Genomic DNA, 20,634 nt, shown 5'->3' on the forward strand with positions numbered 1-20,634 from the left:
TTAATATTTTTGTACACGATGGATATGTTTTTTGGGAATATAGATGACAAGGGAGACTTAGTCTTACATCATGATGAAGTCAATCACTGTTTTAGAGTAATGCGTAAAAAAGCGGGTGATAGGATTGGGGTTATGAACGGGAAGGGCTTGATATGGGAAGCGGATATCAACGAAATGACTTCTAAAACCGGAGTGTTGAGCAATTTCCAAAAAGTGATTTCAAATGTTTTGCTCCCTTATACCATGCATTTGGCTGTAGCTCCGACTAAAAATGCCGAAAGGATAGAATGGCTATTAGAAAAGTCTATTGAAATTGGCATACACCATTTTACACTTCTCTATACACATAGGACAGAGCGAAAGCGAGTAAATATTGAGCGATTAGAAAAGATAGCTGTTGCAGCATTGAAACAGAGTTGCCAACCGATATTGCCGACAATAACCGAATGTAATTTTAAGGAGTTTGTAACCAAGCGAACCACGCAAGCAAAGTTTATTGCATCTTGCAAAGGATTTAGCAATATTCAACCGATTTCAGCATTAGCAAACACATCAGACATAGTGGTTATGGTAGGTCCCGAAGGTGATTTTACAGATGAAGAATATAACGCTGCATTGCAGCATGAATTTATTCCAATCAGTTTTGGGACACAAAGGCTTAGGACAGAAACAGCAGCTCTGTTAGCTGTAATGTCCCGCTATTCCTTACAAAATTAGACGTGATGCCAGCCTTGTGCTTCTAATTTATGTTTATTGCCATTCTTGGATATAAGATTAATTCCTTCGCTTTGTTCAGTAACATATCCGATTACGCTGATATCTACACTGTTTTTAATCTTATCGTAGTCATCTTGTTTGAGTGTAAATAATAGTTCATAATCTTCTCCGCCATTTAATGCACATACCGTTGGGTCTAATCCAAATTCACGTGCTTTACTATATGTGGTCTGGTCAATTGGCAATTTTTCTTCATAAATTACAAAGCCTACATTGGAATGTTTTGATAAATGGTGTAACTCACTGCTAATTCCATCCGATACATCAATCATGGAGGTAGGGTGAATATGTAGATTTTTGAACAAATCAATTATGTCAACTCTTGCTTCAGGTTTTAATTGTCTTTGCAAAATATAATCATTGCCTTCCATGTCCGGTTGAATTTCTGGGTTTTCAAGAAATAATCTTTTTTCTCTTTCTAAAAGCATATACCCAACATAAGCACTTCCCAAATCGCCACTCACACAGACAAGTTCAGCTTTTGTCGCTCCCTTACGATACACTACTTCTTTCTTTTCAACAAAGCCAATGGCTGTAACAGAAATAAAGAAACCTTTATGTGAAGACGAGGTATCCCCACCAACCAAATCAACGGTATAATGTTCACATGCAGCCTTGATTCCTGCATACACTTCTTCAATAGCTTCTAATGTAATTTTACTGCTCAACCCAATGGATACAACAATCTGGCTTGCGTGTCCGTTCATTGCTGCAATATCTGAGATATTTGATGCCACTGCTTTATAACCCAAATGTTTTAAAGGAGTATAAACGAAATCAAAATGCACGCCTTCTAATAAAATGTCGTTGCAAACAAGCATGTACTTTGTGCCGCAATCAATAACCGCTGCATCGTCACCAACACCTTGCACGGTCGTGGGCTGAGTATTGGTAAATTTAGATGTCAAATGGTCTATCAACCCGAACTCTCCTAAGGATTCAATTTTTGTCTTTTCTGTATTTTTAAACATTTTTGGCTTATTTTAGCATTGCAAAAGTAAACTTAAACTTTCAATACCACTTAGCATGACCAAAAGTCAAATATTGAGCAATATTCTGAATTCGCTTTATCCTAATCTTTGTCCGGGATGTAATGCAGTATTGCCAAATACAGAGATGGTAATTTGTGGTCATTGTGAATTAAATCTACCTGTTACAGATTATCACCAGTTGTCTGAAAACCCTGTTGCTAAACTCTTTTGGGGTAAAATTGACTTTGTAAATGCCACTTCATTTTTGAAATTTAACAAAAAAGGCATAGTGCAAGGAATGATGCACCAGTTGAAATATCATGGGAACAAAAGGATAGGGGAGTTTCTAGGATATAAATTCGGTGAAGTATTGCACAATTCATCTTTTATGGAAGGTATAAATGGAATCATTCCTCTGCCATTGCATCCACGTAAATTGGTGCTTAGGGGATATAACCAATCCGAGTATATTGCTATTGGAATGTCAAAGTCGCTTAATATTCCGTTGCTTAATCATTTTGTTGAGCGGGCAGTTAATAATATTTCTCAAACCAAAATTGCAGGTGTGGACAGACATCAGAATGTTCAAAATATTTTTGCACTGAGACCCAATCATACGATTGGTAATCAACATTTATTAATAGTTGATGATACCATTACAACCGGAGCAACATTGGAATCTCTTGGGAGGCTGATTACTACACAAACAAACTGTAGGGTTTCGTTTGCGACAATTGCATCAGTAGTCTAATTTACTTTGTTAGCAATAGCATTATCGTAAATTTCCTTGAATTCTTCTATAGAGCCAAAAGTGGTGTTATTGATTTGCAACAGGTTGCCTTTTGCAACACCTATAAAACCAAATGGAACTTGTGTTGATAACAACAATTTTTCAAACTCAGATTGTGCATTCGGATGAATACTAACAAGCACTCTGCTTTGCGCCTCGCCAAACAATAAAGAGTCTAAACGGTGTTCTTGGTTTATATTCACTTCAAATCCTATATTATTTTCAAACGATTTTTCCATTAAACCAATGAACAAACCTCCTTCTGACAAATCATGAGCGGATTGCAACAAACCTTGTCTAATGGATTTTTTTATCACTTCTTGCAAATTCCACTCTTCATCTAAATTGAAATAAGGAGCAGGAGAGTGGTTTACATTGAGATATTTTGCTAAATACTGAGAAGAATTAATGCAATTTACATTCTTACCTAAGAGATAAATCAAATCACCTTCATTCTTAAAAGACAATCCGGTGTGTAAAGAAGAGTCTTCAAGCAGTCCAATCATTCCGATAGAAGGGGTTGGGAAAACTGCTGTACCGTCAGAACTTTGATTGTAAAAACTAACATTTCCGCCTGTTACTGGGGTTTGGAACTTGAGACAAGCTGAACGCATACCATCAATTGCATGTTTAAATTGGTAATATACGCCTTTGTCATAAGGATTTCCAAAATTCAAACAGTTCGTAACCCCGGTAGGAACTCCTCCTGAACAAACAATATTTCTAGCAGCTTCTGCAACCGCAATTGCTGTACCGGTCTCAGGATTTGCATAAACGTAACGCGAATTGCAATCAACAGTCATTGCAATTGAGCGATTGGTGTTTTTGATTTTAACTATGGCTGCATCACTTGCTTTTCTTGTACTTTGATTTACTGTTCCAACCATGCTATCGTATTGTTGATAGACCCAACGTTTAGAAGCAATGTTAGGAGTTCCAGTCAAGAACTTAGCAACTTTGATAGCTGATGTAAAATCAATATCAGGGATTTGGTTTAACGAAAATTTTCTAATTTCAGCAAAATAAGCAGGTTCCGCCCATTCCCTGTGATATACAGGGGCACCGCCACCTAACACAAGGCTTTCTGCAGGCATTTCGGCATCTACTTCTCCTTGCATTAAATATCTAACATTTCCTGTGTTTGTTACCACACCTATATGGGCATATTCAACTTCCCATTTCTTAAATATTTCTTCTGCCAAATGTTCTTTTCCTTTTTTCAACACCACTAACATTCTTTCTTGTGATTCTGACAAAAGCATTTCCCAGCCTTTCATGTTGGCTTGTCTGAGCGGAACTTTATCTAACCAAATATCCATACCGGTTTTGCTTTTGGCACACATTTCACTGGTAGAACAAGCAATACCCGCAGCCCCCATATCTTGCATTCCAACAACAGCACCGGTTTCTATCAGTTCCAAAGATGCCTCTAAAATTAATTTTTCAAAAAATGGGTCGCCTACTTGTACAGAAGGCAGGTCATCCGCTGCATTTTCACCAATGTCTTTTGAAGCAAATGCTGCACCATGAATACCGTCTTTGCCCGTTGTTGAGCCAAAGATGTAAACGGGATTGCCTATGCCGTCAGCTACTGCAGAAATCGTTTTTCCAACTCTTGCAATACCAACACTCATTGCATTCACCAAGATATTGGTTTCATAACAATCATCAAAGTAAACTTCACCACCAACAGTAGGAATTCCAAAAGCATTTCCATAATCTCCTATACCTTTCACCACACCATTTACAAGCCATTTGGTTCTTTTTGTGTCAATATTACCAAATCGCAGGCTGTTAAGTTGAGCAATCGGACGTGCTCCCATTGAGAAAATATCTCTATTAATTCCGCCTACTCCTGTTGCTGCACCTTGATATGGCTCTATTGCGCTGGGATGGTTATGTGATTCAATTTTAAAAGCACATGCCAATCCGTCTCCTATATCCACTAAACCTGCGTTCTCTTCACCGGCCTTTGCAAGCATAAATGGTCCTTCTTTAGGAAGGGTTTTAAGCCAAACAATCGAATTCTTATAAGAACAATGTTCACTCCACATCACAGAGTAAACACTTAGTTCTGAAAAGTTAGGGGTACGCCCTAAAATTTTCTTGATTTTGTCAAATTCTTCGGCTGTAAGCCCTAATGATATTGCAGTTTCTACGGTTGGGAGCTTTTCCATTATTGTTTTTTTTTGAGCGCGAAATTAGTGTTTTTGAGAGGAAGAAAGAAATGATTATTGACTTAAAGCCTTTGATAATTTCTTTTTCCAAAAATAATAAAAGGGGAGTCCTGAGAAGATAAGAAACAAGCCGGTGAATGACTTTTCAGGAGATTCAATAAAGGTAACTACTAATAACACAATGCAGAAAATACAAAAGATGATAGGTATAACAGGGTATCCTATTGTTTTATAGGGTCTTGTGGTGTGGCTTGCTTTTTTTCTTAAAATAATGACACCAAAAACGATTAATCCATAAAAAGAAAAAGCCACGATGACCACCAAATCTGTCAATAAATCAAATGAGCCTGAGAATACTAGTAAACAGGCCCATACACATTGAAGTATCAGCGAATTATGCGGTGTGTTGTATTTTGAATGAGTTTTCTTAATTCTTTCAAAGAACAAACCTTTTTTTGCCATTGCATAATATATCCTTGCTGAAGCTAAAATGGTTGCATTGGTGCAACCCAAGGTGGCAATAAGAATCATTGAACTAATAATATGTGCGCCACCGTTGCCAAAGATTTTGTCTATTACCAATACTGCAGCAATTTTATTCTCGTCTTTAGTGGTTTCTCTAATAATGTCATCAATTGGCATCACATATAAGTATGCTGCATTGACCAAGACATAAAGAAAAACAATAATCAACAATCCAATAGTAACAGCTCGTGAAATGTCTTTTTCGGGTTTTTCCAACTCCTCACCAACAAAACCTAATGACATCCAACCTTCATAAGCCCAAAAGGCGTGTCTCATGGCTACAATTATAGCTCCTATTAGTCCCCATAAACTTAATTTTTCAACAGAAACAACAGTTGATGGAGTCGTAAAAGTGTGAGCATTGCCCACAGAGCTACCAAAGGAAATCATGACAATCATTAAAATACACAAGATGATAATGACTGTGAAAATCATGCTTAAGTTCCCGCCCCATTTGGCTCCGCGAATATTCACAAGACTTAAAATAGCAATAAGTGCACAAGCAATAAGCTTGGCACCAATATTATCCAATGGTTGGATGCCCAAAATGGAAAATGAAGCAAGATGTTCCGGTAGGTGAGGTAATTCAATATATGTGCCTATAGCCCCAGCGAACACAAAAGCAATAGATGCTATGGCAGCACTTTGAATTACTGTAAAAGAAGCCCAACCATAAAGGAATGAAATAGTTTTGCCATAAATTTTTTCAAGCCATGCAAAAGGACCTCCGGATTCCGGGTACATTGAGCCTAATTCAGCAATACTCCACATACCAAAAAGTGTAAGCAATCCTGCTAAAGCAAATGCTGCAACCACAAGAAGGGGAGACCCTAATGTGTCTGACATGGGTGCAACTTTCTTGAAAACACCGGAACCTATGATTGAACTGATGACTATGACTATAGCCATCCGCAATCCAAATGATTTTTTTAAACCTTTATGGGTAACATTTTCCATGATTTATGTTGCCATAAGGCTTTGTTGTAAGTGATTAATTATTTGACCTTAAATTTTTCCGACATTGCACGCTTCATGGAGTCCATTTTCTCTTGATCCTTTTTCATCATATCATCTACCTCAGTTTGTTCATCTTGAGTCAATGTGCCATTGCCACCGGAACATGCGGTCCAAATAGAAAAATATACTCCAATACAAAGAAGCAAATAGTACTTTCTCATTTTAGAATAGTACGTGAAATAACAACTTTCTGAACTTCGCTGGTTCCTTCATAGATCTGTGTAATCTTAGCGTCACGCATCAATCTTTCAACGTGATACTCTCTTACATATCCATAGCCACCATGAATTTGAACTGCTTCAGTTGTAACCTTCATGGCAGTCTCGGCTGCATATAACTTAGCCATTGAACTTGCTAAACCATAATCTAAATGTTGATCTTTTAACCAAGCAGCTTTAAGACATAATAAGCGTGCGGCTTCAATTTCAGTAGCCATGTCAGCCAGTTTGAACTGAATAGCTTGGTGGTTCATAATTTCTGTTCCAAAGGCTTTTCTTTGTTTAGAATAAGCCAGAGAGAGTTCATAAGCACCGGATGCAATTCCTAAGGCTTGAGAAGCAATACCAATTCTTCCACCGGCAAGCACTTTCATTGCAAACTTGAACCCAAATCCATCGTCTCCTATTCTATTTTCTTTAGGAACTTTTACATCAGTAAACATGAGCGAATGAGTATTAGAGGCTCTAATTCCCATTTTGTCTTCTTTCTTTCCAATGTGAAAACCTTCCCAATTTTTCTCTACTATAAATGCATTAATACCGTGATGTCCTTTTTCAGGATGCGTCTGAGCTATTACGATAAATGTATCTGCTGTGCTACCATTGGTAATCCAATTTTTTGTACCGTTTAAAAGGTAATAGTTACCTTTGTCTTCTGCAATTGTTTTTTGAGAGGTTGCATCAGAACCGGCTTCGGGTTCTGACAAGCAAAATGCTCCGTGTACTTCGCCTTTAGCCAAAGGAACCAGATACTTTTGTTTTTGTTCTTCTGTACCAAATTCTTCTAATCCCCAACAAACCAAAGAGTTGTTCACGCTCATGCACACGCTTACAGAAGCATCTACTTTTGAAATTTCTTCCATTGCCAATACATATGACACGCAATCCATTCCGCTACCGCCATATTGCGGAGAAACCATCATTCCCATAAAACCTAATTCTCCAAGTTTCTTAATTTGTTCTGCGGGGAATTTTTCGTGAATATCGCGCTCTATAACACCCGGTAATAACTCTGTTTGAGCAAAATCTCTTGCTGCCTGAACTACAGCTTTTTGTTCTTCTGATAATTGAAAATCCATACGTTGGTTTGTTTGGTGCGCAAAATTAGTTCTTTTGCCTTAATCGACAAGTGCAGTTTTATTAATCTGCTTTCAATGAAAAAATAGTCTTATTGCGACTTTGAGATTTGTTTTTTATCAAAATATCAACCTGAATTTTAACACGAATAAACCGTTATGAAACTGTTAATTTACTTATCAGCTCTCAAATTCGACCATTATTTTGTTTTTCTCAATGGCTTGTCTTTCAGTCACGTGTACCGCTTTGATGTTGCCATCCATTGGGCTTTTGATAATGTTTTCCATTTTCATTGCTTCGAGTATCAGTAATGAATCACCTTTGCGTACTGTATCACCCGGTTTTACCAATGTTTTGAGTACTAAACCCGGCATAGGGGATTTTACAAGGCTGGCTCCTTTATTCATCAACTTGTCAAATCCCAAGTTCTTGAGTAATTCATTCATAGGGTCTGAAATGCTTAACTCCATTAACTTTCCATTAATTTTCAGTTTTACTGTTTTGTTTTCTCTGTCAACTTTTGAAACAGCAATCCTGTATGAAGCATTATTGACAATCAGGAAAGCGAGTTCACCTTTTTTTATCCATTTGAAACTGCGCTCTACCTGCTCTCCGTTTATGAGCACTTGATTGGAATCAGTAGAACAAGTCAAAGTGCTATCTTGAAAACTAATTGTGAAATTCATGGGGTGATTTAATACTTAACAAACTTGGCTGCAAAGATGTGTTTTCCATTGTTAAGTTTCAAATAATAAACACCAGCTGCAAGTCCGTTTGTTGAAATTCGTTTTCTTGTTTCAAGGTGTTCCATGATACTTTCGAACACAATTTTGCCGTCTGATGACAATAGTTGAATTGAGTGAGAACCACCGCTTTTATTTTCAATGTCTATAAATTCATGAAATGGATTTGGATAAATTGTGATTCCATTGCCTAAAGAATATGCAGCTACAGAGGTGTTTTCTACTACATAAAAATGGGTTGTTTTTTGATTGTTATCCAAGAGTTGATCATCATCATAATGAATGACAGCTTCCATTTTGTGTAATGAGGAATCTAAGGTAGAAATATCATTGAAAAAATTATTAAAAATCAAGGTTTGAGAAGTTGCAAAACGAAGCGTGTCTGCAATAGCTTGAGAGTCTGTTCTAATAACATTGTCATTAGCATCAAGTAATCTTACTTCTAAGGTGGCATGAATAGGTTGTTGTCTTCCGTTGTTTAATACTTTGATTGAGACAAATGCTGGTATGTTTTTACCCAAAATAAAAGTGTCATTGTGCTTAGGAATGGTAATCTCAAATAGTTCCAAGTCATTGTTAACAATACTCTCAAATGTAAATTCTAAAGTATCATTAAAAGGGTTTTGATCTTCAATTTGAAAAATGTAAGCATGGACGGTATATGTTCCTACTAATGCGGGGAAATATGCAGGAAATACTATTGTATCTCTACCTCCAAATAGGGCAGGATTCGACTTCTTAATATAGTTGTATATAATATTGTTTTCAGGTGTTTTAATTATGATGGAAACAAAAGCAGAGTCTGCAATAATCCGAGAATTGTTTTGAACAATTAGAGTGGGAGAATAAAAACCTCGGTTTACTTCCACTTCTTCTTCGTTATTGTTTTTAATCATCCCTGCTACTTCAAAATCATAAGTTTTTGATACAATATATTGAGAATAGGCGGTGTCATTGAGTGTGTTTTCATCAGTGGAAAGTGATGTAAATGCACGAACTGCAACAATGCCTTCCGGTCTGGCATTAAAAGTACTGTCAAAACGAAGTGTATCAATGGATTTTGCAGAAAGTGAAACTGTTTTTACAAGTGTTTGGACAATCTTTCCAAGACTGTCTATACTCTGAAAATATATGGGGAATGGTGTAAATTGATTTTTAAATCCATCATTCGCAATCACAACAATTGGTCTGTACAGATTTGATAAGTTTAAAACGCTGTCATAAGTCGGATTGATTATTGATACAACCCTTACATCATTCTCATTTCCAACTGTAAAATCAATAATCAACGTGTCATTCTTTCTGTATTGATCTGTTTCAAGCAAAGTAATAAAATATGCCTTGTAGTTCCCATCATCAGGGTATGTAAACGCTTGAGAAAAAGTAACTGTTGTTGAGTCGTCAATAAAAACCTGAATTTTAGCAGTGTCATTATACACTAAGTTGCTGTTCTTGTATATCAAACAGACTACAGGGAAGGGCGTAAATTGATGTAGCCCGCCATAGTTTTTAACATTGATTTTGGGTCGAATTGAGTCGATATTAGAAGGGTAGTGCTTAGCTTGTGTTGGTTCTAATGCATAATTGGCGGCAACATCATTGTCTTTGGCAACATAGAAAATCCTCACTATTGTATCATTTTTCCTATCTAAGTCTCCTGCCATGTCTGTATATGCCACAATTTTATATGTACCGGTTTTTTCAGGTATGTAATCTTTGAACCCAATAGTAACGCTTTGTCCGCCTAAGACTGACTTGGTTACACTATCTGACCAAACCGCGTTATTTTGTTCATCTATAATCTTTCCAACAATTAAGAAAGTCCTGTTGTCAAACCCAAAGTTGTCTGCTTTCACAGTGGGCATGATTGTATCAATATTATATTGATATGTCTCACCATTGAAAGGAATAAAGACTAAGGTCATTCCTACATCAGAAAATTTACCTGCCAACACGCTGGAGGTAATGGTGTCATTCTGCTGAAATTGATCGGTGCTAAGGTTTGTGAACACTTCAATGGTGTATTCACCTGAAAAAGTTGGGAAAAATGATTTTTCAAAAGTAATCATACGGCTATTGCCTGATGAAAGTGTGTCATAGACCGTGGATGTGTATATTAATTGACCTCCATAATATTTGATATTACATTGAATAGCAAACGAATCCGTTTGATTATTAGTGCCTATGTTTTTAATAATTGCTTGAGGTGCAATGGTGTCAAAATTGCCGGAAATCAAAGTGTCTTTAGGAGTGAGAATACTGATGGGCGTAACATCATTGTCTGCTTGAATGCGAGGTTCAATCATAAAGCGGAATGGTGCGTCAGGACTGAAGTCGTTCCAATTCGAGCTTCCTGTAGGAGAGGTTTCAAAGAAAGTGCCAATACGAACAGGGTCTTCATTTTGATAACCAAAAGCAATATTGTTCAACCCAATTTGTCTTACACCCACAAAAAATGTCCCATTGACAGAAATAGGTGGCCATACAGGCATGATAAACTCACCCGCTTTTGAGGTTTGGGAATCCGATTGCCACAGCAGGGTTCCCGGTTTGCCATTAGGACCGCTTGCATCCCATATTCCTATTCTAAATGGTTGATTTCCAAAACCAAACATAACACTTATTTGGTTGATTGCTTTATTCTGAGAAGAAATAAATTTAGCTACAAAATCGCCTGTGCCTCCATTAAACCCAATTCCACCCGGTGCAGGCGGTTCCTTTAAATTGCGATAGGAGTATGTGAATGCTGTAGCTTCGCGTAAACCATCAACTGTGTCATTACTTGCTATTCCATCCGGTTCAATAACGACTAACAATGTATCCATTCCAATATTGTTTAAATTTCTGATTGGAAATGAAAACAGTTGCTGATGGTTTTTCTTGAGACTGAAAGTTAAAGTGTCAATAAAATTATTAGCTCCTACGCTATGCAAATAAGCATGTCTGTTTACTACATCGTATTTGCCTGAATTTAACAGAAGCACTTTTACTGTGTCGGGATTGCCCAATGGAACCGGAATTTTGCCAAATGAATACAATGCAAGTGCGCCAATTTCTATATTGTATCTTGGAAAATTGATTCTAAGCATGGGTTTACGTTCATTGCTTGAAGTTAATGAGTCGCTTTGTGCAAATACACCGGAAGCAAAATTGAATTTACTTTGGTTACTTAGATAACTGATTTGTGTGTTAGAATTATCATATCGCCAATTGATAGCTGCTAATTGATTGTCCGGTTGAGAATATTCTATTAAAAGTTCTAAATTCTGTCCAAAACTTGTGTCCCAAGGGTAGGGAGAAATAAAATCAAAGGTCACAAATCCTCTATTTACATTAATAATAGTATTAGGATTGCCATCAAATACTTTTACAAAGCCGCTGCCGGATAACTCGGTTGACCATCTGAGAATACCTGCGCCAAAATCCTTTTGGTTGGTAGGGCGTATATAAATTTTAAGGTTATTGTTGCCTTTTAGTGTATCATTATTGTCTTTAAAAAAGCTGACAGATGAAATGCTGTCACCATGTTGTAACATGCCCAAGTCTCCGGCACTGTATATATAAGCATATCGGCTTACCGTAAAAGAACCAGTTGTAGTGTACATTGGTCCATATATATTGGATGTAAAAGTCCCCGAGCCTATTGTTGTACTTTGAGCCTCTATGTTGCCTTGTGCTATTACAAAATAGGATAGTAAAATGAGTAATAGTCTTTTCATATTAAGTAAGCAACAAAGATAATCGTTTTTGGATGAAGTGTATTTGATGCTTTGTATAAACTTCCTTAATACTATTCTTATTTTCATTGAAGAAGCACTTTACCCAATGTATTTCTTATACAATCGTAGTTGTGTTAAATTAAAGAAAAAGGGTTGCGATGTTTGCTCACAACCCTATTTTATATACTCATGTAATGTTGATATGACTATTTATTTGGCTTCTTTTTTAGCTCTTTTCCACTTTTTGTATTTTTTGAAATAATGGATAGCTACAGGAATGATGATTAAGAAGGGCCACACGCTGATTAAGAATAGAGTAAATTCTACCAATGCTTGCCAGCCGTTTTCTAATGCTTGTTTCAACCTTTCAAAAAAGTTGATTTTGTTATCTGATTTATAAACGTAGTCCAATGTTTCAACGATGTACAAGTCAAGAGTACTTTCGGATATCTGTTGATTTAAAACTTTAAATTGAGCTTCAATGCTTTCGATTTCTGCTTGCAAATTGCTGATGCTGTTTTCGATTTCAAGTATGTCTTTTACAGAATTGGCTTTGCTTAAGAGTTCTTTATATCTATTCAAATATTCTTTCTTGCTCTCTAATCGGGTACTTAAGTCTATGTACTGTCCTGTAACATCCCGAACCTGAATATTCTTCCCTCGAATATCTCCCTCACCGGTCTCAATAGCAGCAATAAACTTATCAAAGCTGTCGGCTGCAACTCTGATTCGCAAGTTATAGGCAATTTGATTGTAGTCTTTTTCCAAAGACTCATTTTCATAATAGGCATTAAACCTTTTCAGCAATTGATCTATCGCTTGCTTGGATTTGTTTAAATTTCCGGTCTTAATAGACATTGAACCATCTTTAATAATTTTCTTAGTGGTCTTCAAGTTGTTTTGATTTTCTGAAAGTGAAGTAGTATTATCTGCAACACTTTTAGCATCCATCTCTACATCTTTTGGAGCAAAATTTTCTTCAGTTGCATAACCGGCATCATAGCTGTTAGCACTTTCAGACGAACCTCCGTTACAAGCAACAAGTCCAAGAAATGTAATAAGGATAAAAGGTTTTAATTGATGAGTTTTCATATTAGTATATTATTTAGAGTAGTTGCAAGTTTAATATTTTTAAACCGATGAAAGGTAAATGAGAAAAGAGGTAAAAAAAATTATAGTGAAGAAAACAAATGTTGAGCAAAAGTAACGGTGAAAAATAAGTCAAACTCAGACCAAGCACAAGTCTATCTCAGCCACAGACCGTGTATTCTCTTGTCAAATGTATTGTATTCTAAAGTAGGAAAGGGGACTTTTACAGCATTGAGAGCAGTACATAACAAACGCGACCAATGTTTTTTAGGCTTTAATAATTTTAGCCAATTTATATCAGCAGAGAGGTAATACTGCCTGTAACGGGGAATATGTGTATAATCAAAGGTGGTGTTGTTAGAAACCCAATTATTGCTAAATCCACCTAACATTCCTGATGCACCATATCCCAATGAAATGTTTAACCAGTCAGGAAAAAATTGGCTTTGCTTTCCTATGATATTCAAAGGATTGAAACTTAGCCAATAGGCTTGACCATTATAATCTTTCAAAAATTCTTGGTGTAGCCTCTTTCCTAATACGTTGGGTCTAAGAGAGGCATATTGAGATTGGAAGAAATTATATTTTAGTGTGAAACGCTGCTCATCCCAAGTGCGTGCTTGAGTATAAAACAGAAGGGAGCCGGCAGTATTGGCACCAATGTCGCTGATAGATGCGCCCCATCCGGAAGAAAAGCCGTCTAATACTTCTATCAGTGTCTGAAATCCAATCCCAACAAACAACCCATTCATTGCAGCATGTTTTTGTGAAAATCCTGCCCATTTGCCGGCTTCATTTGCCATTACGCCTAAGTAATATGCAGAATATGCATGTCCCAATTTATCCATTTGCAACCATTCGCGGCTATCATCAATAAAATGGAATTTCCCCATTTGATATTGGCTGTACCATGCAAAATATAAGCCTGAATGTATTGCAAGACCTGAACCTACTTCTGCATATATAAGATTGCGCTGGCGGTGCTTGTAAATAGAAGAAGTATCCGAATTGTTAGCAGCAGTATGGGTTGAGGCTCCAAAAAACAAGGGTAGGAGCAATACAAGCAATATTTGTTTATGAAAGGATTGCATTTTTAACTGCATCTAAAATAGCAAAAGCGTGTTGACTATCAATGGATTCAGCATACACTCTTAATACAGGTTCTGTTCCCGAAGGTCTAATCATCACCCATTCGTCATTAGGAAGATGAAACTTATAACCATCCAAGTCTTCTACTTTTTGTACTTTATAGCTACCGAATACTTGATAGTTATTGTTGCGGCAATGTTGGATTATTGATTGTTTTTTCTCCTCACTCAATGTTAAATCGTATCGCTCTACGGCAAATGCACCAACAATGTTGTACATCTCTTGTACAAGGTCTTCAATGCTTTTACCAGTGTCTGCCATATATGCCATCAGTGTAAGCCCCATCCATATTCCATCTCTTTCAGGAATATGTCCTTTGATTGCAATTCCCCCAGACTCTTCAGCCCCTATTAAAACATCATCTTCAACCATATGTTTACAGATGTACTTAAACCCAATCTTGGTTGTAACAGTTTCTAAACCTAAGTGTTGCGCAAGCTTATCTACTTTTGACGATACACTAAAGCTCTTAACAATTTTACCGCTCATTTTTTTGTATTTCACAAGGTAATAAGTAAGTAATAAAATAAGGTGATGAGAATCAATAAATCTTCCTTGAGAGTCAAAGAAACCAATTCTATCAGCATCTCCGTCAGTAGCTAATCCAAATTGAATGTGTGGCGAGTTTTTAATTAATGCAGCAAACTCACCCAAATTTTTCAATATAGGTTCAGGAGCTACACCTTGAAAGCCCGGATTGTGTTCACAATGCAGTAGTGTAGCTTGAGGCAATAAATTCTTAACTAAATTCTGACCTGCACCGTACATTGCATCATACGCCAGTTTCTCGGCAAAATTTTGCAGTTTTGGTAAGTCAAATTTGTTTTTAATTTGATCTGAATAGAGTTTCTCAAAATCAGAAAGCACAATTTTACCGACATTGACATATTCATCTAAAGCACTTAAGTCTCTGTCAGCATGCTCATTAACTAACGTTTCTACTTTACTAATGTCTTCCGGTAACACCGGACCTCCATAATTTGCTTTTAACTTATATCCATTATACGATGGAGGATTGTGACTTGCTGTAATTATTATACCTACGTCTGTTTTCAAAATAGTATTAGCTAATGAAATCATAGGAGTAGAAACAAAATGTGGGTCTAAATAAACAGTAACACCTAATTTTGCAAGTGAGCGAGCTACATATTCTGCAAACATTTTGCCTCCGAATCTACAATCGAATCCCACAGTTGCTTTAGGTGCAGCATTCGATTCTTTTAACCATACCGCAACTGCTTGAGTAATTCTCAAGACATTGTCAACGGTATATGTGTCTCCAATAATTTCACGCCAACCATCTGTGCCAAATTTGATCTGATAAGTCATGTTCTTTCTTCTTAATTAGTCTTAGAGTATTTTACAAATCGAGTAAGTTGAGTCCAAGAATATTCTTTTAATGCTTGATAATACAGGCTTGCCTCATCAGGATTGATAAGACTCCGATTGATTCGTGTAATCTGAAACTCAAATTGTTTTTCAAGCAAAATATCCTCAATAGATTTCAGCCCTATATTAAATTTAAGTATCCTTAAATCTGTCATACTGATAGGGTTTAGTTTCTTATTGTTCACATAAATTGTAACAGTACGGGGAGTCATGATGATAAAATCACCGGATTTTTCCCACACTTCGTCAATCTCAATCCGTGTAACCGCAAATTCCGACCGATATGTTCTATAATCAAAATACTTGTCAGCCCCGAGTTCAAAGAAGATTTCAAGGTTTTCTGATAGCAATTTTTCAAAACCATCAAAAAGTTGCATTCCCACCCCAAATTTGTCAATCGGTTTCTTGTCAATACTGTATGTAATTTCTTTGATAGGTTTGAGTTGTATTTGTGTCTCTTGTCTTTTATTAGGGTCAGTAGCTTGTGCGTGAACTCTGGCTTCGAGCTCAATATTATTTTCAAAATTTTCAGAGCCAAATTGCACTACCGAAAAGTCGTAACGTCTGCTGTATAATGCTGCCATATATGAAACGAAAGCAAATCCGTTTGCATTTGTTTTAATATGTTCTTTGAAAAGGAAAGGGCCAGCTTCTGACATATCAATATACCCGTAAGAAACTTTTCCTTTACTGCTTTCATTCATAAATGAAAGTCCAACAATCTCAAAAGAGAATTTGTTGCGAGTAGAACTCCATAGTTCGTTTATAAAGATGTATTTTGATTTTGTGAAATCGGTTTGAGTCCCGCTTTCAATTGCATTCAGTGCATCTGCTGAAATCCGGATAGTTTTTTTTGGAGAGTCCCATAAAGTGATTTTATTCTGGAGGATTAATGCATAGATAACTTCCGGCATTTGACTTGCCAAATTAAATCCCATAGTGTCGGGCTGGTTATCTGTAGAAACAACAAGCAATACAGGAACATTACTATAAATGTTTTTTGCATTTAACGAACTCGAAATGCAAATACTTGCTAAAATAACTCCAAAAACTAATCGCATTTTTATCATCACACAAAAGCGTTCTCTCCGGTAATTTCTTTTCCTAATATTAGCAGATGGACGTCATGTGTACCTTCATAAGTGATAACGCTTTCCAAGTTCATCATGTGGCGCATAATAGGGTAGTCGCCTGTAATGCCCATTGCTCCGTGTATCTGCCTTGCTTCACGGGCAATATGTAATGCCATGTCCACATTGTTTCGTTTTGCCATAGAAATTTGAGCGGATGTAGCTTTCCCTTCATTCATTAATGTTCCCAATCTCCAAACCAACAATTGCGCTTTTGTTATTTCTGTAATCATCTCGGCAAGTTTCTTTTGTTGCAATTGAAATCCGGCTATAGGCTTGTTAAACTGTTTTCTTTCCTTTGCATATCTCAAAGCTGAGTCATAACAATCTAATGCAGCACCGATTACACCCCAACTAATGCCATATCTTGCAGAATCTAAACAAGTCAAAGGTCCTCGCAGTCCTTTAACATTAGGCAAGATGTTCTCTTTGGGGACTTTTACATTGTCAAAAATCAGCTCTCCGGTTGCACTTGTTCTTAAACTCCATTTGTTGTGAGTTTCAGGAGTAGAAAACCCTTCCATTCCTCTTTCGACTATAACACCTCTGATGACACCTTCCTCATCCTTTGCCCATACAACAGCGATATCCGCGAATGGTGCATTTGAAATCCACATTTTGGCACCATTCAATACGAAATGATCTCCTTTTTCCTTAATATTAGTAACCATTCCTCCGGGGTTTGAACCGTGGTCAGGTTCGGTCAAACCAAAACACCCCATCAGTTCTCCTTTAGCTAATTTTGGGAGGTATTTTTGTTTCTGTTCTTCAGAGCCAAACTTGTAGATAGGGTACATTACCAATGAACCCTGAACTGAGGCGGTGGAACGTAGTCCGGAGTCGCAACGCTCCAATTCTTGCATTATAATTCCATAAGTAATATAATCCATGCCTCCACATCCGTATTCTGCAGGTAACTGAGGTCCAAAGGCTCCTATTTCTGCTAATCCTGAAATGAGATGATGCGGAAAAATGGCTGCTTGTGCAGAAGTTTCAATTATAGGAGAGACTTCTTTTTTTATCCATGCTCTTACAGCATCTCTTATCAGTAAATGTTCTTCTGATAATAAAGAATCAACAGCATATAAATCATGAGATTGAAATCTATCTTTCCCTTGATTGTGTTCTTTAGCAGATTCAAAATCAATAGCCTTTGAAATATCTAACATAAGGCGCGAATTTATAGTAATTTTAGGATTAACTTGCGTTCACAGCAATTGAATTAAATTCACTATGCAAAGAATTTACGAAGCAGTCCCGAGATTTTGGTCTTTAAAGAATTTACTCGAAAAATGGAAAAACTCCAATGCTCCAAATATCATGGAGAAAATAAAAAATGCATGATCGCGTTCTGACTCGATCGTAGTATAGTGATGAGCCAATGCTAATATAACTAAAAGTACAGCAAAACAAACACCGGAAAGGCACAAAATAGCTTTGTCTTTAGGATGTTTTTTCCCATCATTCAATAGACTTTTCTTATTGCCATACCATGTGTAAATATTGAGACCGATTAACATCCAAACCAATAAACGTATCCAAGTGTCAAATGGCAAAAAAACCATCATGCCAAGGCAAACAATAATACCTAAGATAGGAACATAAGGAACGAAAGGCACTCTAAATGCACGTGGGGCATCTTTCATTTTGTATCTTAAAACCAAAACGCCCGCACAAACCAAAATAAATGCAAAGAGAGTCCCAATACTGGTCATTTCTCCAACCACACGACCGGGAACAAATGCACCAAATGCACTTACAAAAAACATGAAAAGCAGGTTTGATTTGTAGGGTGTGCGATGTTTTTTATGCACTTCAGAAAATATTTTTGGAAGCAACCCATCCTTACTCATGGAATAAAATACCCTACTTTGACCTAATAACATTACTAAAATAACAGAAGCGTAACCTAAAAGAATTGCAATAATGATGGCTGTGTTTAACCAAGGAAAATCCGGGTGAGGAACTCCATTTACAATAGGTCCCATCCACTCGATAGCAGTTGCAATAGGAGCCAGACCACCTCCGCCAAATTCGGTATAATGTGCAACACCGGTCATTACGTAAGCAAACAAAATGTAAAGAACCGTGCAAATAATTAATGAACCTAAGATTCCGATAGGCATAGAGCGTTTAGGATCTTTTGTTTCTTGAGCTGCAGTAGAAACAGCGTCAAATCCAATATAGGCAAAAAATACAATTGCCGCAGCTCTAATTACCCCTGTCCATCCAAATGCACCGAATGTGCCTTGGTTTTCAGGAATTAAAGGCGTGAGATTCTCCGGTCTAACATAATTTAATCCTAAGGCAATAAAAACGATTACAATACCTACTTTTAGGAAAACAATGAGCGCATTAACCCAAGCCGACTCACTTGTACCTCTAATAAGTACAAAAGACATGATGAAAACAATAAAAACTGCCGGCAGGTTTATTATTCCTCCATCAAAAGGAGTTTTCATTAAGTAGTCTGGCAAAGCAACACCAAATGTAGCAAAGAGTTTGACAAGATAGCCGCTCCAGCTGGATGCAACGGTTGCAGCTCCGATAGCATATTCCAATACCAAATCCCAACCTATGATCCAAGCAATAAACTCACCCATTGTTGCATAAGAGTATGTATATGCACTACCTGCGACAGGTATCATAGAAGCAAACTCAGCATAGCACAATGCAGCCAATCCACAGCCAAAAGCAGCAATGATAAACGATATCATAATTCCGGGTCCTGCATAATTAGCGGCAGCAATACCAGTGATTGAAAATAATCCGGCACCTATAATAGCTCCGATTCCTAATCCAACTAAGGCTGTAGAACTGAGTGTGCGTTTTAGCCCTTGTCCTGACTCAAGAGATTCGTCTAGAAGGGATCCTATTGATTTCTTTGAAAATAAACTCATATTAAACTTATATCGGCAAAAATAGAAATTCTGCTTAGAAAACAATTTTCTATTTCTTTAATTTGCGGCATGAAAAATATAGCAGTAATTGGAAGTGGAACAATGGGGAATGGCATTGCACATGTCTTTGCACTCAATAACTTTAATGTTAATTTAATTGATATTAATCAAAATGCGTTGGATAAAGCACTGCAAACCATTACCAAAAATCTAGATCGTCAAGTTCAAAAAGAAATTATTTCTTTACAGCAAAAAGAACAAACACTCTCAAACTTGCATTTGATGACATCATTGCAAGAAGGCGTTCTTCATGCAGACTTGGTGGTTGAAGCAGCTACTGAAAATCGAGATATAAAGTTTCAAATTTTTAGAGATATGGATAAGTATTCACCAGCGCACACAATACTTGCCACCAATACTTCCTCAATATCTATCACAAAAATTGCTTCAGTAACAAACAGACCGGAAAAGGTCATTGGAATGCATTTCATGAATCCCGTACCGGTCATGAAGTTGGTTGAAGTGATTAATGGATTTAAAACTTCAAAAGAAGTTACTGCGGTTATAATGAATTTATCTCAGTCTTTAGGAAAAGTACCAACATTGGTCAATGACTACCCTGGTTTTGTAGCAAATAGGATTTTGATGCCAATGATTAACGAAGCTATCATCAGCTTGCATGAAGGTGTTTCGGGAGTGGTTGAAATTGATACTGTTATGAAATTAGGAATGGCGCATCCTATGGGCCCTTTGCAACTGGCAGATTTTATTGGATTAGATGTCTGTCTTGCAATTTTAAATGTTTTGCATGACGGTTTTGGAAATCCAAAATACGCTCCTTGTCCTTTATTAGTAAATATGGTAACAGCCGGTGATTTAGGAGTAAAGTCGGGAAGAGGTTTTTATGACTACTCACATGGAACCAAAGAATTGGTCGTGGCACCTAATTTTTCAAAATAAAAG

Annotated in this window: 16 protein-coding genes; 3 read left to right on the plus strand and 13 right to left on the minus strand. The window is 36.9% G+C overall.

The window, feature by feature from the left end:
* Positions 1-18: 18 nt before the first annotated feature.
* Positions 19-717, plus strand: a complete 699-nt coding sequence (locus M0R38_04200) for a 16S rRNA (uracil(1498)-N(3))-methyltransferase (GenBank protein ID MCK9480950.1) — start codon at positions 19-21, stop codon at positions 715-717.
* On the opposite strand, the gene thiL is transcribed toward M0R38_04200, so the two are convergent.
* Positions 714-1,748, minus strand: a complete 1,035-nt coding sequence (gene thiL / locus M0R38_04205) for a thiamine-phosphate kinase (GenBank protein MCK9480951.1) — start codon at positions 1,746-1,748, stop codon at positions 714-716. The two genes, M0R38_04200 and thiL, sit on opposite strands and share 4 nt — an antisense overlap.
* A 55-nt stretch (positions 1,749-1,803) precedes the next feature.
* On the opposite strand from thiL, the gene M0R38_04210 reads away from it, so the two are divergent.
* Positions 1,804-2,499, plus strand: coding sequence for a ComF family protein (locus M0R38_04210; GenBank protein ID MCK9480952.1), 696 nt, complete (start codon positions 1,804-1,806; stop codon positions 2,497-2,499).
* On the opposite strand, the gene purL is transcribed toward M0R38_04210, so the two are convergent.
* The 12 genes from purL to M0R38_04270 form a co-directional block, all read right to left on the minus strand.
* Positions 2,496-4,715 (minus strand): phosphoribosylformylglycinamidine synthase subunit PurL, encoded by a 2,220-nt coding sequence (gene purL / locus M0R38_04215; protein ID MCK9480953.1) that lies wholly within the window; start codon positions 4,713-4,715, stop codon positions 2,496-2,498. The two genes, M0R38_04210 and purL, sit on opposite strands and share 4 nt — an antisense overlap.
* A 54-nt stretch (positions 4,716-4,769) precedes the next feature.
* Positions 4,770-6,197, minus strand: a complete 1,428-nt coding sequence (locus tag M0R38_04220) for an amino acid permease (GenBank protein ID MCK9480954.1) — start codon at positions 6,195-6,197, stop codon at positions 4,770-4,772.
* Positions 6,198-6,235: 38 nt separating this feature from the next.
* Positions 6,236-6,418 (minus strand): hypothetical protein, encoded by a 183-nt coding sequence (locus tag M0R38_04225; GenBank protein MCK9480955.1) that lies wholly within the window; start codon positions 6,416-6,418, stop codon positions 6,236-6,238.
* Entirely contained in the window at positions 6,415-7,554 is a 1,140-nt protein-coding gene (locus tag M0R38_04230; protein ID MCK9480956.1) for an acyl-CoA dehydrogenase, read from the minus strand. Before M0R38_04230 ends, M0R38_04225 begins: the two co-directional genes overlap by 4 nt.
* A 177-nt stretch (positions 7,555-7,731) precedes the next feature.
* Entirely contained in the window at positions 7,732-8,238 is a 507-nt protein-coding gene (locus M0R38_04235; GenBank protein MCK9480957.1) for an acetyl-CoA carboxylase biotin carboxyl carrier protein subunit, read from the minus strand.
* Positions 8,239-8,246: 8 nt separating this feature from the next.
* Positions 8,247-12,014, minus strand: coding sequence for a T9SS type A sorting domain-containing protein (locus M0R38_04240; protein MCK9480958.1), 3,768 nt, complete (start codon positions 12,012-12,014; stop codon positions 8,247-8,249).
* Positions 12,015-12,224: 210 nt separating this feature from the next.
* On the minus strand, positions 12,225-13,106 hold the full coding sequence (locus tag M0R38_04245) for a DUF4349 domain-containing protein (GenBank protein MCK9480959.1): 882 nt from the start codon (positions 13,104-13,106) through the stop codon (positions 12,225-12,227).
* Between the two features lie 152 nt (positions 13,107-13,258).
* Positions 13,259-14,194 (minus strand): YfiM family protein, encoded by a 936-nt coding sequence (locus tag M0R38_04250; protein MCK9480960.1) that lies wholly within the window; start codon positions 14,192-14,194, stop codon positions 13,259-13,261.
* A complete protein-coding gene (locus M0R38_04255; GenBank protein MCK9480961.1) occupies positions 14,178-15,581 on the minus strand; it encodes a phosphoglucomutase/phosphomannomutase family protein in 1,404 nt (467 codons plus the stop codon). Before M0R38_04255 ends, M0R38_04250 begins: the two co-directional genes overlap by 17 nt.
* Positions 15,582-15,592: 11 nt before the next feature.
* Positions 15,593-16,711 carry a hypothetical protein gene (locus M0R38_04260; protein MCK9480962.1) on the minus strand — a complete coding sequence of 373 codons (1,119 nt, stop codon included), beginning with the start codon at positions 16,709-16,711 and terminating at the stop codon, positions 15,593-15,595.
* On the minus strand, positions 16,711-17,940 hold the full coding sequence (locus M0R38_04265) for an acyl-CoA dehydrogenase family protein (GenBank protein ID MCK9480963.1): 1,230 nt from the start codon (positions 17,938-17,940) through the stop codon (positions 16,711-16,713). Before M0R38_04265 ends, M0R38_04260 begins: the two co-directional genes overlap by 1 nt.
* A gap of 75 nt (positions 17,941-18,015) precedes the next feature.
* On the minus strand, positions 18,016-19,671 hold the full coding sequence (locus M0R38_04270; protein ID MCK9480964.1) for an amino acid permease: 1,656 nt from the start codon (positions 19,669-19,671) through the stop codon (positions 18,016-18,018).
* A gap of 69 nt (positions 19,672-19,740) precedes the next feature.
* Here M0R38_04270 and M0R38_04275 point away from each other — a divergent pair, with 69 nt between their 5' ends.
* The gene (locus M0R38_04275; GenBank protein MCK9480965.1) at positions 19,741-20,631 is read left to right on the plus strand and encodes a 3-hydroxybutyryl-CoA dehydrogenase; all 891 of its coding nucleotides are present in this window, start codon (positions 19,741-19,743) and stop codon (positions 20,629-20,631) included.
* Positions 20,632-20,634: the final 3 nt, after the last annotated feature.

The sequence above is a fragment of the Bacteroidia bacterium genome (assembly GCA_023228875.1).
In the GTDB taxonomy this organism is placed as follows: Bacteria; Bacteroidota; Bacteroidia; order NS11-12g; family UBA955; genus JALOAG01.

Bases quoted from the DNA above. Each gene is read 5' to 3' on its own strand.
- M0R38_04200 (MCK9480950.1), top strand. From the start codon at position 19: ATGGATATGTTTTTTGGGAATATAGATGACAAGGGAGACTTAGTCTTA.
- thiL (MCK9480951.1), bottom strand. From the start codon at position 1,748: ATGTTTAAAAATACAGAAAAGACAAAAATTGAATCCTTAGGAGAGTTC.
- M0R38_04210 (MCK9480952.1), top strand. From the start codon at position 1,804: ATGACCAAAAGTCAAATATTGAGCAATATTCTGAATTCGCTTTATCCT.
- purL (MCK9480953.1), bottom strand. From the start codon at position 4,715: ATGGAAAAGCTCCCAACCGTAGAAACTGCAATATCATTAGGGCTTACA.
- M0R38_04220 (MCK9480954.1), bottom strand. From the start codon at position 6,197: ATGGAAAATGTTACCCATAAAGGTTTAAAAAAATCATTTGGATTGCGG.
- M0R38_04225 (MCK9480955.1), bottom strand. From the start codon at position 6,418: ATGAGAAAGTACTATTTGCTTCTTTGTATTGGAGTATATTTTTCTATT.
- M0R38_04230 (MCK9480956.1), bottom strand. From the start codon at position 7,554: ATGGATTTTCAATTATCAGAAGAACAAAAAGCTGTAGTTCAGGCAGCA.
- M0R38_04235 (MCK9480957.1), bottom strand. From the start codon at position 8,238: ATGAATTTCACAATTAGTTTTCAAGATAGCACTTTGACTTGTTCTACT.
- M0R38_04240 (MCK9480958.1), bottom strand. From the start codon at position 12,014: ATGAAAAGACTATTACTCATTTTACTATCCTATTTTGTAATAGCACAA.
- M0R38_04245 (MCK9480959.1), bottom strand. From the start codon at position 13,106: ATGAAAACTCATCAATTAAAACCTTTTATCCTTATTACATTTCTTGGA.
- M0R38_04250 (MCK9480960.1), bottom strand. From the start codon at position 14,194: ATGCAATCCTTTCATAAACAAATATTGCTTGTATTGCTCCTACCCTTG.
- M0R38_04255 (MCK9480961.1), bottom strand. From the start codon at position 15,581: ATGACTTATCAGATCAAATTTGGCACAGATGGTTGGCGTGAAATTATT.
- M0R38_04260 (MCK9480962.1), bottom strand. From the start codon at position 16,711: ATGATAAAAATGCGATTAGTTTTTGGAGTTATTTTAGCAAGTATTTGC.
- M0R38_04265 (MCK9480963.1), bottom strand. From the start codon at position 17,940: ATGTTAGATATTTCAAAGGCTATTGATTTTGAATCTGCTAAAGAACAC.
- M0R38_04270 (MCK9480964.1), bottom strand. From the start codon at position 19,671: ATGAGTTTATTTTCAAAGAAATCAATAGGATCCCTTCTAGACGAATCT.
- M0R38_04275 (MCK9480965.1), top strand. From the start codon at position 19,741: ATGAAAAATATAGCAGTAATTGGAAGTGGAACAATGGGGAATGGCATT.